This is a genomic window from Mycobacterium sp. NGS50 (assembly GCF_059812545.1).
Genome location: NZ_JCALCW010000063.1, coordinates 1 through 13,970, shown reverse-complemented (window position 1 = coordinate 13,970; position 13,970 = coordinate 1). Strand labels below are relative to the sequence as shown.

Genomic DNA, 13,970 nt, shown 5'->3' with positions numbered 1-13,970 from the left:
GCGCTGAGTGCACGTTCGGCGTGGAAAGCGCGCTCACGCCTCGAAGCGGTACCCCATACCCGCCTCGGTCAGCAGGTGCTTGGGTTGTGACGGGTCGTCTTCGAGTTTGCGCCGCAGCTGGGCGAGATACACCCGCAGGTAGTGCGTCTCTTTGGCATAGGAGGGACCCCAAACCTCCTTGAGCAGGTCCTCACGTCCGACCAGCTTGCCGCGGTTGCGGACCAGCATCTCCAACATGCCCCATTCGGTGGGCGTCAGGTGGACCTCGGCGCCGTTCTTGATCACCTTCTTGGCGGCCAGATCGATCGTGAACGAGGAGGTTTCGATGACCGGCTGATCCGTCTCGGAAGTTGTGGCGCCGCGGCGCGCGGCCGCACGCAGTCGGGCCAGCAGCTCGTCCATGCCGAACGGCTTGGTCACGTAGTCGTCGGCGCCGGCGTCGAGCGCCTCGACCTTGTCGGACGAATCGGTGCGCGCCGAGAGCACGATGACCGGTGCGGTCAGCCAGCCGCGCAGCCCGGCCAGAACCTCGATGCCGGAGATGTCCGGCAGACCCAGGTCGAGGATCACCACATCGGGGCGGTGCTCAGCAGCACCGCGTAATGCGCCGGCCCCGGTGGAGGCGGTGATGACCTCGTAGCCGCGCGCGGTCAGGTTGATCTTCAGCGCACGCAGAATGTGTGGCTCGTCGTCGATCACCAGCACCCTAGTCACAGACGCCCTCCTCGCCCGGAGCGGCCAAATCCACCACAACGGTAAGCCCCCCGCCGGGGGTGTCGGTGGTCTGGATGGTCCCACCCATCGCCTCGACGAAGCCGCGCGCCACCGACAACCCCAGCCCGACCCCGGTGGTGTTGTCGTTGTCCCCGAGCCGCTGGAACGGCTCGAACAGGTGATCGGCGCTGCCGTGCGGGATACCGCGTCCCTCATCTATGACGCTGACTAGGACGCGGTCGCCGACCCGGCCGGCATTGACCCGGATCATGCTGTCCGGGGCGTAACGCAGCGCGTTGTCGATCAGGTTCGCCAACACCCGCTCCAGCAGGCCGGCGTCGGCCAGCGCGACGGCGCCGTCCACGTCGACCTTGACCCGCTCGATGCCCGATCGGAAAAACCCGGTGGTGCCCTGGCCGATACTGACCAGGGCGCGTTGCACGACTTCCTCCAGATACACCCGGTGCAGTTCGGGATGTACCACGCCGGCCGCCAACCGGGAGGAATCCAGCAGATTGCCGACCAGTGCGGTGAGTTGATCGATCGACTCCTCGATGCTGGCCAGCAGCTCCGCGGTGTCCTCGGGGGAGAAGGCGACGTCTTGGGCGCGCAGGCTCGACACCGACACCTTGGCTGCGGCCAGTGGCGTGCGCAGGTCGTGGCTGACCGCGGACAGCAGCGAGCGGCGCAACTCGTCGGCGCGGGCGATCGCCTCAGCCTTGCTGGCCTCCTCGGCCAACTCGCGCTGCGTGACCAGGCCGGCCGCCTGGGTGGCGACCGCGCCGAGCACACGGCGGTCGCGGGCGGCCAGCTTCTTGCCGGACAGCAGCATCCAGAACTCGTCGTCGCCGACCTCGATCACCGTGTCGGCAGAAGCCGCTGTGGCACAGGGATGTATGCCGACACCCGCGATCAGGCGGCTTCCGTCCGGCTCATGGCGCACCATGCTGACCGCCTGCTGCGAATAGGTCTCCCGTACCCGTTCCAGCAGTGTCTCCAGGTCCGCGCCGCGCAACACCGACCCGGCGAACAGGGTCAGCAGGTCTGCCTCCTGCGAGGCGCGCCGCGCTTCCCGGGAACGCTTGGCGGCGCCGTCGACCAGTACCGCGACCGCGACCGCCACCAGCAGCAACACCACTTCGGTCACCGCGGCATCCGGTTCGGCGATGGTGAGGCTGTGCACCGGCGCGGTGAGGTAGTAGTTCAACAGCAGGCTGGACAGCACTGCCGAGAGCGCTGCTGGGGCAACACCTCCGAGCAGCGCGACCAGCAACACCCCGACGAAGAACAGGGCACTGGAGCCGCTGGTGCCCAGATACTTGTCCACCGAACTCAGCACGATCACGCAGATTGCGGACGGCACCACCGCCGCCGCCAGCCAGGACGCGGCGCGGCGGTGGCGGGGCCAGACCGACGCCAGATGAAACCCGCGCTGGGATTCCTCATGGGTCACGATGTGGACGTCGATCTTGCCCGATCGCCGCACCACCGTCGCGCCGATCCCCTCGTCGATGATCCGCGCCCAGCGTGAGCGTCGCGAGGTGCCGAGCACCAGCTGGGTGGCGTTGATCTGACGTGCGAAATCCAGTAGGGCGGTGGGTATGTCGTCGCCGACCACGGTGTGCAGCGATGCATCCAGGCTGGCCGCCAGCTCGCGGACCTTGACCATCCGCGGTGCGGACACCCGAGCCAGGCCGGCGTCGTCGCGCAACACGTGCACGACAGCCAGTTCCGCACTGGACTTCGTCGCTATCCGCGACGCCCGCCGCACCAGGGTCTCCGATTCCGGGCCCCCGGTGACCGCGACCACGACCCGCTCGCGCGCCTCCCACGTGTCGGTGATCCGCTTGTCTTTGCGGTATTTGGCCAGGGCGGCGTCGACCTGGTCAGCCAGCCACAGCAGGGCCAACTCCCGCAGCGCAGTGAGGTTCCCGCTGCGGAAATAGTTGGACAGTGCGGCATCGACTTTCTCGGGCGCATAAACGTTTCCGTGAGACAGCCTGCGGCGCAGCGCCTCCGGAGCGATGTCGATCAGCTCGATCTGTGAGGCCTGCCGCACAATGGAATCCGGCACCGTTTCCTGCTGCACCACGCCGGTGATCTGGGCGACGACGTCGTTGAGGCTTTCCAGGTGCTGGATGTTGACGGTGGAAATGACCGTGATGCCGGCATCGAGCAACTCCTCGATGTCCTGCCAGCGTTTGGTGTGCTTGCTACCCGGGGTGTTGGTGTGAGCGAGTTCGTCGACCAGCACCACCTGCGGATTGCGCGCCAACACCGCGGGTACATCGAGTTCGGGGAATCGGCGGCCCCGATACGCGATTTCGCGTGGCGGGACGATCTCGACGCCGGCAAGAAGCTCGGCGGTTTTGCGGCGTCCGTGCGTCTCGACCACCGCCGCGACCAGGTCGGTACCCCGCTCCAGGCGTCGGTGCGCCTCGCCGAGCATCGCGTACGTCTTGCCGACTCCGGGCGCTGCGCCCAGGTAGATGCGCAGCTCACCGCGTTTGCGCCGGTGTTCGACGTCGCTCACGTGACCATCATCCACCAGTCGCCAGGTGTTCGGCGGGATACTTCTGGTCGAGTTCGAGGTTGAGCGCGACCACGTTGACCCGCGGCTCCCCGAGGAAGCCCAGTCCGCGACCGCTGCGATGCTTGCCCACCAGCACGCGTAGCTGATCCTGGCTGAGGTGGCGGGCCCGGGCGACCCGGGGAATCTGAAGTTCGGCGTAGGCCGGCGAGATGTCGGGGTCCAGTCCGCTGGCGCTGGCTGTGACGGCGTCGGCGGGAACGGTTGGGTGTGCGGGGGCGGTTCCGCGTACCGGCACGATCTGACCGACCGAATAGTCTTCGCCGGGTTTGGCGCATTCCACCCGCACGCCGCGGTAGCTGGCCAGGAACGGTTGGCCCGCGGTCGCGCACGACTCGTTGACACTGACCACCCGGGTCGGATGGACGCCGCCGTGCAGGTCACGCGGTCCGATCACCGACAGCACCGCACCGACGCCGCCGGCGGTGCAGAACGGGCGTGAGCCGGCGCCCTTTTCAAGTCCTTCGGTCCGCTCGATCGCGACGCTTCGCGCGCATACCCGGGTGAGTAGGCTGGGCCGGTCGGGGCGATCGACGATGTCTTCGGGGCCCAGGTTGCTGCCCCCGGTCGCCGTCGGGTCGTAGCCGCCGACCGACGGACGACTCTGGAAATACTGCGGCAGTGGGCGACCGGTGGGGTCGGTGAAGGACTGGCCGATCAGCGCGCTGGCCACCGGCCGGCCGTCGGCGACGACCATCGAGCCCTCCGCGCGCGAATGCAGCCCGGGCAGCTGGGCTGTGAGCCAAACACCGAGCGGGTAGCCGATACCCAGGATCACCGTGAACACCAGCAGAGCCCGCAGCGCGGCGAGGTGCTGGCGGGCCAAATCGCCGTACTTCATCTCATCCCATTCCCGGAAGCAGTTGAACCACCAAGTCGATGGCCTTGATCCCGGCAAAGGGGGCCACGATCCCGCCCAGGCCGTAGACGTAGAGGTTGCGGCTCAGCAACTTCGACGCGCTGGTGGGCGTGTAGCGGACACCGCGCAGCGCCAACGGAATCAAGGCGGCGATGACCAGCGCGTTGAAGACCACCGCGGACAGGATCGCCGATTGCGGGCTGTGCAGCCGCATGACGTTGAGCGCCTCCAGACCCGGGAACAGCGTCACGAACAACGGCGGGATGATCGCGAAGTACTTGGCGATGTCGTTGGCGATCGAGAACGTCGTCAATGCGCCGCGGGTGATCAGCAACTGTTTGCCGATCTCGACGATCTCGATGAGCTTGGTGGGGTCGGAATCCAGATCCACCATGTTGCCGGCCTCTTTGGCCGCGGTGGTGCCGGTGTTCATCGCCACACCGACGTCGGCCTGCGCCAGCGCCGGAGCGTCGTTGGTGCCGTCGCCGGTCATCGCGACCAGCCGGCCGCCTTCCTGCTCACTCTTGATCAACGTCAGCTTGTCTTCGGGGGTGGCTTCGGCGAGAAAGTCATCGACACCGGCCTCATCGGCGATCGCTTTGGCGGTCAACGGGTTATCGCCGGTGATCATGACGGTCCGGATGCCCATCCGGCGCATCGCGTCGAACCGTTCACGCATGCCCGGCTTGACCACGTCCTTGAGGTGGATTACGCCCAGCACCCGGGCGGACGGATTTCCGCCGGTCGCCTCGCCCACCACCAACGGCGTGCCGCCGGCTGCGCTGATGCCGTCGACGATCTGCCCGAGATCGGCCGGCACGGTGCCACCCTGTCCGATCACCCAATCGGCGACGGCGCTGGCCGCGCCCTTGCGCAGCTGCCTTCCGTCGATGTCGACACCGGACATGCGGGTGACCGCACTGAACTCGACCCAGGACGCGTTGGCGAGCTCGCCGGGAGTTCGCGCCCGCAGGCCGTGGGCCTGTTTGGCGTACACCACCACCGAGCGGCCCTCCGGGGTTTCGTCGGCGAGGCTGGACAATTGGGCGGCGTCGGCGAGCGCGTCGGCGGCCACCCCGATCGGGATGAACGCCGACGCCTGCCGGTTGCCCAGGGTGATGGTGCCGGTCTTGTCCAGCAGGAGCGTGTTGACGTCGCCGGCCGCCTCGACCGCGCGCCCCGACATGGCCAGCACGTTGCGCTGCACCATCCGGTCCATCCCGGCGATGCCGATCGCCGACAGCAGTGCACCGATCGTGGTGGGGATCAGGCATACCAGCAACGCCACCAAGACGATGCCGGTGACGCCGTCGCCGGTCAGGGCAGCGGTATCGGCCACCCCGGGATCGCCGGCCTTGGCGTAGATCGCCAGCGGCTGCAACGTGACCACCGACACCAGGAAGATGATCGTCAAGGCCGCCAGCAGGATGTTCAGCGCGATCTCGTTCGGTGTCTTCTGCCGGTTGGCGCCTTCGACCAGCGCGATCATCCGGTCGACGAAGCTCTGCCCCGGCTGTTGGGTGATCCGGACCACGATGCGATCCGACAGCACGGTGGTGCCGCCGGTCACCGACGACCGGTCGCCACCGGATTCCCGGATCACCGGGGCCGATTCGCCGGTGATCGCCGATTCATCCACCGACGCAATGCCTTCCACCACATCACCGTCGCCGGGAATGACCTGGCCCGCCTCCACGACGACGACGTCACCCTGCCGCAACAGCGGCGCGGCGACCTCTTCCTCCGATCCGCCGGTGCCCGGCGACCAGCCGCGCAACCGGCGTGCGACGGTGTCGGCTTTGGATCTGCGCAACGTATCGGCCTGCGCCTTGCCGCGGCCCTCCGCGACCGCCTCGGCCAGGTTGGCGATCAGCACCGTCGACCACAGCCACCCCACTACCAGCCAGCCGAACCAGCTGGACTGCTGTACCGACAGCACCGTGGACCACACCGCGCCGACCTCGACGATGAACATCACCGGGTTGCGCCACATGGTGCGCGGATCCAATTTCCGCAGTGCCCCGGGCAGCGACCGCGCCAGCACGCGCGGGTCGAGCAACCCGCCCTGGATGCGCGACGTCGACAGCGTCACGTCAGTGGATTCCTTCCGCGAGTGGCCCGAGAGCCAACGCGGGCAGAAACGTCAGCGACACCAGAATCACCGTCACGCCCACCACCAGACCGACGAACTGCGGTCGGTGGGTGGGCAGGGTGCCGATCGACTCCGGTGTGCTGCCCTGGCGGGCCAGCGCGCCGGCCAGGGCGAGCACAATGATCATCGGCAAGAACCTGCCGATGATCATTGCCAGGCCGAGCGCGGTGTCATACCAGCCGGTGTCGGCGTTGAGTCCGGTGAATGCGGAGCCGTTGTCGTTGGCTGCCGAGGTGAAAGCGTAGAGCACCTCTGAGAGTCCGTGCGGTCCAGCGTTTCCCATGGCCGTACGGGGCCCCGGCAGCGCCATCGTGATCGCCGTGCCCACCAGGACCAGCAATGGTGTGATCAGGAAATAGCCGGCCGCGAGCTTGATTTCACGTGGGGTGATCTTCTTGCCGAGGTATTCCGGGGTCCGCCCGACCATCAGGCCGGCGACGAACACGGTGATGATCGCCAGGATGAGCATGCCGTACAGGCCCGAACCGGTGCCCCCCGGCGCGATCTCACCGAGCTGCATGTTGAACATGGCTATCAGCCCGCCCAGGCTGGTGTAGGAGTCGTGCACCGAGTCGACCGCGCCGGTGGAGGTCAGCGTGGTCGCGTCGGCGAAGACGGCGGAGTCGGCGACCCCGAAGCGTTGTTCGACGCCTTCGGTGGCCGCCCCGACCGCGGTGGGGACGGTGCCGTGATGCTGCAGCTGGGTCAGACTGATCAGGCTGACGCTCAGCATGGCGATGACGGCCATCACCGCGGCCACGGCGTAGCCCTGCTTGGTGCTTCCGACCCAACGTCCGAACGTGCGGGGCAGCGAGAAGCTGATCACCAGTAGTAGGAAGATCTCCACCCAGTTCGTCCAGGTGGTCGGGTTTTCGAACGGGTGCGCGGAATTGGCGTTGAAAAAGCCGCCACCGTTGGTGCCCAGCAGCTTGATGGCTTCCTGGCTGGCGACTGGGCCGCCGGTGATGGTCTGCGAGCCGTGCGCCACGGTGGCCACCGCCCGATATCCGTGGAAGTTCTGGATGACGCCACCGGCGAGCAGGACCACCGCTGCGACGAACGCGATCGGTAACAGGATTCGCAGATTCCCGCGAACCAGATCGACCCAGAAGTTGCCGAGGTCGCGGGTGTGGCGACCGGCGAACCCGCGGAGCAACGCGACGGCCACCGCCATGCCGACTGCGGCCGACACGAAGTTCTGCACCGCCAAGCCGGCCATCTGCACCAGATGGCTCTGGGTGGTTTCACCGGCATATGCCTGCCAGTTGGTGTTGGTGACAAAGCTCGCCGCGGTATTCCAGGCCAGCGCCGCCGTCATCGGTGTCGCCGGGTCAAAACGATGCAACCGCAGGCTGCCCTGCACCAGTTGCAGGAGGAACAGCCCCAGCAGGCTGACCGCCGAGAACGCCAGCATGCTGCGGGCGTAGCTGGGCCAGCTCTGTTCGGATTCCGGGTCCGCGCCGATCAGCCGGTAGATGAACCGCTCTGGGCGGGAGTGGCTTTCGGAGCTGTAGACGCGGTACATGTAGTCGCCCAGCGGTCGGTGAACGACCACCAGGGCGATCACCAGTGAGACCGTGAACAGCAGCCCGGCGGCCGCGCCGGGCACTAGAACCGCTCCGGGAACAGCAGTGCCGCAACGAGTAGCGCGCAGATCAGGACGGCCAGCACCAGACCGACCCCGTTGGCCAGGCTCACAGCTTGTCGACCATCGTGACCACGGCGCCCAGCGCAGCGAAGATCACCACCGTCAGGGCCACATAGGCCAGCATGCACCTCTCCTTTGGCAATCGACGTAACCGACGCTAGCCCTGCTCAACCGCGAATCGCGCGTCTCTTAACGGTTTCCATACGCGCTAACCGGCGGCCGGCGGATGTGCGACGACGGTCGGGCGGAACCCGTATCGCGGCGGGCCGACAACATCGGTGCGGCCCGCCAGGCCGCCCAACGGCATACCGGCCGGAACGGCGGACATTCCGCCGTTCGCCATGGCCCCGGTTCCCGTCAGTGCCGCGGCGGCCGGGTTGACCGCCGGTGCGGCAACAGCCCAACTCGGCGGCACCGACAATGCGCCCACCGTTCCTGCCTGTCCCAGACCCACCGACATCCCGCTGCCGAGACCCGCGGCGCCGCTGGAGCCGGCCAATCCGAGCACACCGGAGCCCAGGCCGCTGCTCACCGCCGAGCCCAGCGCACTGGTGGTGGCGCTGCTGCTGCCACCCAGACTGCTGCCGAGGCTGCTCAGGAATCCCAAAGCGGTCGAGATGGTGCTGGTCCCGTTCCAGAAGCCGGCGTTGACCATTCCGTTGACACTGTCGGTCACGGTGCCCGAGCCGAAGATGCTGTTCAACAACCCGGACAGCCCCGATGACGACGAAGAAGCCGACGATGCGGGGGAGGACAGGCTCTGCAGGGTGCTGGGCACCCCGGTGACCAGCTGCGCGAGGCTGCTCTGCGTCTGGCCGGTGGCGGCCTGGGCCACCGCAGCCGTCTGCGCCGCCACCCCGGCGGGGTTGGTTGTCTGCGGCGGCGACGTGAAGGGCGTCAACGTGGACGCCGTGGCTGACGCGGCGGCGTAGCCGTACATGGCGGCCGCATCCTGCGCCCACATCTCGGCGTAGTGCGCTTCGGTAGCCGCGATGGCCGGAACGTTCTGGCCCAGGATGTTGGTCGCGACGAGCGCCGCCAGCAGCGCCCGGTTGGCGGCGATCACCGGTGGTGGCACGGTGGCCGCGAATGCCGCCTCGAACGCGGCCGCCGCGGCGCTGGACTGTGTCGCGCTCTGCTCAGCCTGGGCGGCGGTGCCCTGCAGCCAGGCGACGTACGGCGCCGCCGTACCGGACATCGCCGCCGACCCCGGGCCGCGCCAGTTCTCGCTGGTCAACCCGGTGATCACCGATCCGAAGGAGGCGGCGGTCGAACTCAACTCGGCGGCCAGCTGGCTCCAGGCGGTCGCCGCGGCAACCAACGGGGCGGCCCCAGCGCCCGAATACATTCTCCCGGAGTTGATTTCCGGTGGTAAAGCTCCGAAATCCATGACTCCAGCGTGGACCGCGTCACGCGCCGGTCACCACCGCCTTTACGGGTATCTAACGGCTCCGGATGCTTTCTTTACGAGTTTCTGCCTCAGCGGCCAGATCGAGCGGCACACAGTGGTTTTCGTCACACTTCGGTCGGAGAATCGCTCAACGGAAGGCGGATCCGGAACACCGTCTGGCCGTTCTCGGACTCGGCGGTGACGGTGCCGTGATGCGCTTTGACAATCGAGGCCACGATTGCCAGCCCCAGCCCGGTGCTGCCCGCCTCACCGGATCGGGCTTTATCCGCGCGTACGAACCGGTCAAAAAGGTGTGGCAGCAGCTCGGGGTCGATATCGGGGCCGGTGTCGGTCACCGTCAACTCGGCGTAGGGCCCGCCGACGCCGCTGCGGTGGGCGGCGATGCTCGTCGTGACGGTCACACCGGACGGAGTGTGCACCCAGGCGTTTTTCAGCAGGTTGGTGAGCAGTTGGTGCAGTCTGGCCTGGTCTCCGCGGACCCATACTGCTTCGTCTGGCAGGTCTTTGACCCAGATGTGGGTAGGCGCCGACGCCGCGGTGTCGTTGACCGCGTGGCTGCACAGATCGACAAGGTCGACGTCCTCGAACTGCAGGTCCTGGCCCTCGCCGAGCCGGGACAGCAGCAGTAGCTCGTCGACCAGCGCCGTCATGCGTTGCGCCTCCGACTCGATGCGGGCCAGCGCATATTCGGTGGTCGGCGGCAGCGTGGAACTGTCTTGACGGGTCAGCTCGGCGTAGCCCTGGATCGCAGCCAGCGGCGTGCGCAGCTCGTGGCTGGCGTCGGTGAGGAACTGTCGCATCCGCTTGTCGGATTCGATGCGATACGCCAGCGCGCCGTCGACGTTGTCGAGCAGCCGGTTCAAGGTTTGCGCGACGACGCCGACCTCGTTGTCGGGGTCGGTGTCGCCCGGCGGAACTCGAGCGGTGATCCGCTCGTCGCCGCCGGCCAGCGACATGCCCGCCACCGTCGCCGCGGTTGCCGCGACGCGGCGAAGCGGGCGAAGGGCATACCCCACCACCCACACCGTCAACGCGGCGGTCAGCAGCAGTGCAATCACCAGGACCGCGGTGGCAGTGATGATCCGGCGCTGAATTGTGCGGTTGGCCAGGTCGACCGACACGCCCACCACCAGGCGGTCCCCGCCGGCGATTTGGCGGCTGTCCATCCGGTAGGTGCCCAGGCCGTGCAGGGTGATGGTTTGTCCTGGTCCGTCCGACCACGCCTGTCGTTCGATGGTGGCTGCGACGTCAGCGGTGGCGGGCCGGGGTTCGTCGTTGCCCGAGAAGGTGGCGGTACCCACCACGCGGCCGCCACGCAGGACCGCGATGAGGTTTCCGGGCTCCTGCTCGGTGAATCCCAGCAGCGCGGTCTGGATCGCCGTCGAGTCCATGCGTTGTGGCGCAGCGTTTTTGCGGTACCGCGCATACGAATGGGTGAGTGCGGTGAGCGCCTGGGAGACGTCGGCATCCTCCATTGCGGTGACGTAGGCACGCAGGCTCAGCACCGACACCAGGCCGACGGCGACCAACACGACGGTGATGACGGCCGAGACTCCCAGCACCAACTGGTGCCGTACCGAACGTGGGCGCCACCAGGGACTGGCCGTCGGCGCCGTCATTCGGCGGGCCGCAATATGTAACCGATCCCGCGCACAGTGTGGATCATCGCGTCGGCGCCGGCGTCGATCTTCTTACGCAGATACGAGATGTACAGATCGACGATGCTGGTGCGGCCGGCGAAGTCGTAATTCCAGACCCGGTCCAGGATTTCCGCGCGGGTCAGTGCCCGCCGCGGGTTGCGCATCAGGAACCGAAGCAACTCGAACTCGGTCGCGGTCAGCGCCACGTTCTTCCCAGCGCGGCTTACCTGGCGGCTGGCGCTGTCGAGCGTCAAATCTCCCACCGTGAGGACTTCGTCTGATGGTGGTGTCAGGTGGCTGGAGCGGCGCAGCAGTCCGCGCAGCCGAGCGACCAACTCCTCCAGACTGAAGGGCTTGGTCATGTAGTCGTCGGCGCCGGCGGTCAAGCCGGTGACCCGGTCCATCACCGAGTCGCGCGCCGTCAGGAACAGCGCGGGTGTGTAGAGGTCGGATTCCCGGACCCGTTGCAGAATCTGGAGGCCGTCCACATCGGGCAGCATGATGTCGAGCACAAGAACGTCGGGGCTCGCCTTGCCGAAGGCGGCTACCGCGTCGCGTCCGTTGTGTGCGACGTCGACGACCCAGCCCTCGTAGTGCAATGCCATCGTGACGAGGTTGGTCAGCGCCGTTTCGTCGTCGACCAGCAATACCCGGATCGGCGACCCGTCGGCTCGGGTGATCTTGGGCAGTTGGCCGAGGATCGCTTTGCGTGGACGGCGTTCGCGCGGGTCATCCGGCATGGCGGTCTGATTCATAGCATCCTCAAATGTATTCAACCATCGGTGCCGCTCAAAGCCGGTACAGATATGTGTTCTCTATGAGTCTACGTGGCGAGCGTGCACAGGGGCGTTTACGAAAAATAGTGTGGTGCAAAGAGGTTGGTCTGATAGATGTCTGCGCGATGAACGCCTGACGTCGCTATTGGCGCGCGTGCGAACACCGTTCCGACGCAACATGTAGGGGGTGTAACGCAATGGATTTCGCAGGCCTTCCACCGGAGGTCAACTCCGGGCGGATGTACACGGGGCCGGGGCCGGGGCCGATGCTCGGTGCGGCCACCGCTTGGGAGGGACTGGCCAGCGACTTGGGGTTGACGGCGAGTGCCTACCAGTCCGTCGTCGCCGGGCTGACTGGGCAGTGGTTGGGGCCCGCGTCGGCGTCGATGAGCGCGGCGGCAGCCCCGTACATCGCGTGGATGAACGCCACCGCCGCGGAGTGCGCGCAGACCGCGGCCTCGGCCAAGGCGGCGGCGAGCGCCTACGAGACGGCCTTTGCGATGACGGTTCCGCCCCCGGTGATTGCCGCCAACCGCGCCCAGTTGGCGGCCCTGATCGCGACGAACATCTTGGGGCAGAACACTGCGGCCATCGCCGCCACCGAAGCGTTGTATCTGGAGATGTGGGCGCAGGATGCGGCTGCCATGTACGGGTATGCGGCTGGTGCGTCGGCCGCGTCGACGTCGTTGACACCGTTCGCCGCACCGAAGCAGAACACCAACCCGAGCGCCCAGAGCGGCCAGGTCGCGTCCGGCCTGCAGTCCGCGGGCACCGCGGCAAGCAGCAAGGCGCAGGCGGCCGCCGCGCAGTTGGCGGGCGCCTTGCAGGGCGCGCCGCCGTCATTGCAGCCTGCGGCGGGTGGGACCGGGGCAGCGGGCCTCGGGCCGGTCGCGGTGGGCAGCGGGACGTCAGCCGTGTCCTCGGCCGCCTATGCGCCGCTGAGTGCATTGTCGGCGGTCGCTCCGGGTCAGGGGGTGAAGCACGCCTCGAAGGCGGCCGGCGTGGGCGCGGCCGCTGCCGGCGGCACCGCGTCGTCGTTTGTCGGCAACGAGTCGCTCGGGTTGATCGAGGACACTGCCGGTCTCGGCATGGACGGTGTCGGCCTGGTCGGATTGGACGGTGGCGGTGTCGGATTGGATCTGATCGGTGTGGGTCTGGACTTCCTGGGCGCTGACTCGCTGACCGAGGCCGGGGGACTGGGGGCGCTGGGATCTCTGGGTGGCTTTGTACCGTTGCCCGGCCTGGGCGGCCTGGGCAGCCTGGGCGGGTTGGGTGCGGCCAGCGCCGCCGGGGCTTCGGCCAATGTGGGACAAGCGCTTTCGCTCGGCGCGATGTCGGTACCGGGCGGGTGGGCGGCGGCCGCGCCGTTGGGCTGGTCGGCTGTTGAGCCGGCGGCCTGGTCGGCTGCGGCGGCCCCTGCGGTCTGGTCCGCGGCCGCCCCGGCGGCGATGAGTCAGGTTGCCATGACGTCGTCGCAAACCGCCGCGGCGGCCGGATCAGCGGCCGCGGCAGCGGGATCGGACGTGCCCTACGCCGAGATGGCGGTGGCGGGGATGGCGGGGCGGGCGCTGGCAGGAAGCACCGCCGGCCGAGGTCGTGGAACGACGGATCGAGAAAAGCCGGCAGCACCGACGGGCGCGGTCACGGGAATCGCCGCCGAGTTGCGTGAACTTGCCGCGCTTCGTGACGAGGGGGTCCTGACTGAGGAGGAATTCACGGAACAAAAGCGCAAGCTGCTGGGCTGATCAGGCCGAGCAGTCCCGCAGCGAAAGCCCCCGAATCCGAGCGGATTCGGGGGCTTTCGCGTCTGCTCGAGAATGGGTCCAACACCCGACGAGCGTGCGGTTTGGTACGCCTTGAGCGGCGTGTTGGGTACCAAACCGCACACTCGGTCAAACTGTGGATAGCTGCTGGCGCAGGAAAGAGATTCAGGCCCAGCTGGAGCTGACGGCGGAGTCGGTGTTGGCCATGTTGTTGCCGGCGGATTGCACCTTGGTGCCGTGGCTGGCGGCTTGTTCGTAGATGACCTGGAAGTTGCGGCCCAGCTGGGTGATGAACTCCTGGCAGGCCACCGAGCCGGCGCCACCCCAGAAGTCCCCGGCGGCCAACACATCAGAGACGATGGCCTGATGCTCGGCCTCCAGGGAGGCGGCCTGGGCCTTGATCAGCGCACCGTGGGC

Annotated in this window: 11 protein-coding genes; 1 reads left to right on the top strand and 10 read right to left on the bottom strand. The window is 67.7% G+C overall.

Annotation, left to right across the window (positions count from 1 at the left end; all coding sequences use genetic code 11):
• Nucleotides 1-33 precede the first annotated feature (33 nt).
• From AC5Y36_RS25435 to AC5Y36_RS25395, 9 genes are all read right to left on the bottom strand, one after another.
• Nucleotides 34-714, bottom strand: a complete 681-nt coding sequence (locus tag AC5Y36_RS25435) for a response regulator (protein WP_500043749.1) — start codon at nt 712-714, stop codon at nt 34-36.
• Nucleotides 707-3,286, bottom strand: coding sequence for a sensor histidine kinase (locus AC5Y36_RS25430; protein WP_500043751.1), 2,580 nt, complete (start codon nt 3,284-3,286; stop codon nt 707-709). The genes AC5Y36_RS25435 and AC5Y36_RS25430 overlap by 8 nt, the downstream gene beginning before the upstream one ends.
• Nucleotides 3,255-4,145 carry a potassium-transporting ATPase subunit C gene (locus AC5Y36_RS25425; protein ID WP_500043748.1) on the bottom strand — a complete coding sequence of 297 codons (891 nt, stop codon included), beginning with the start codon at nt 4,143-4,145 and terminating at the stop codon, nt 3,255-3,257. The genes AC5Y36_RS25430 and AC5Y36_RS25425 overlap by 32 nt, the downstream gene beginning before the upstream one ends.
• A 1-nt stretch (nt 4,146) precedes the next feature.
• On the bottom strand, nt 4,147-6,255 hold the full coding sequence (gene kdpB / locus AC5Y36_RS25420; RefSeq protein WP_500043747.1) for a potassium-transporting ATPase subunit KdpB: 2,109 nt from the start codon (nt 6,253-6,255) through the stop codon (nt 4,147-4,149).
• A 1-nt stretch (nt 6,256) separates the two neighbouring features.
• Nucleotides 6,257-7,924, bottom strand: a complete 1,668-nt coding sequence (gene kdpA / locus AC5Y36_RS25415; protein WP_500043746.1) for a potassium-transporting ATPase subunit KdpA — start codon at nt 7,922-7,924, stop codon at nt 6,257-6,259.
• The gene (locus tag AC5Y36_RS25410) at nt 7,924-8,013 is read right to left on the bottom strand and encodes a potassium-transporting ATPase subunit F (RefSeq protein WP_500043745.1); all 90 of its coding nucleotides are present in this window, start codon (nt 8,011-8,013) and stop codon (nt 7,924-7,926) included. The genes kdpA and AC5Y36_RS25410 overlap by 1 nt, the downstream gene beginning before the upstream one ends.
• Nucleotides 8,014-8,171: 158 nt before the next feature.
• On the bottom strand, nt 8,172-9,353 hold the full coding sequence (locus AC5Y36_RS25405) for a PPE family protein (RefSeq protein WP_500043744.1): 1,182 nt from the start codon (nt 9,351-9,353) through the stop codon (nt 8,172-8,174).
• Between the two features lie 125 nt (nt 9,354-9,478).
• Nucleotides 9,479-10,993, bottom strand: coding sequence for a sensor histidine kinase (locus AC5Y36_RS25400; RefSeq protein WP_500043743.1), 1,515 nt, complete (start codon nt 10,991-10,993; stop codon nt 9,479-9,481).
• Nucleotides 10,990-11,754, bottom strand: coding sequence for a response regulator transcription factor (locus AC5Y36_RS25395; RefSeq protein WP_500043750.1), 765 nt, complete (start codon nt 11,752-11,754; stop codon nt 10,990-10,992). The genes AC5Y36_RS25400 and AC5Y36_RS25395 overlap by 4 nt, the downstream gene beginning before the upstream one ends.
• 233 nt (nt 11,755-11,987) lie before the next feature.
• On the opposite strand from AC5Y36_RS25395, the gene AC5Y36_RS25390 reads away from it, so the two are divergent.
• Nucleotides 11,988-13,535 (top strand): PPE domain-containing protein, encoded by a 1,548-nt coding sequence (locus AC5Y36_RS25390; RefSeq protein ID WP_500043742.1) that lies wholly within the window; start codon nt 11,988-11,990, stop codon nt 13,533-13,535.
• Between the two features lie 183 nt (nt 13,536-13,718).
• Here the strand turns inward: AC5Y36_RS25390 and AC5Y36_RS25385 are convergent.
• Nucleotides 13,719-13,970 (bottom strand): WXG100 family type VII secretion target (locus AC5Y36_RS25385; RefSeq protein ID WP_500043741.1); only part of this gene is annotated, 252 nt, incomplete at its 5' end.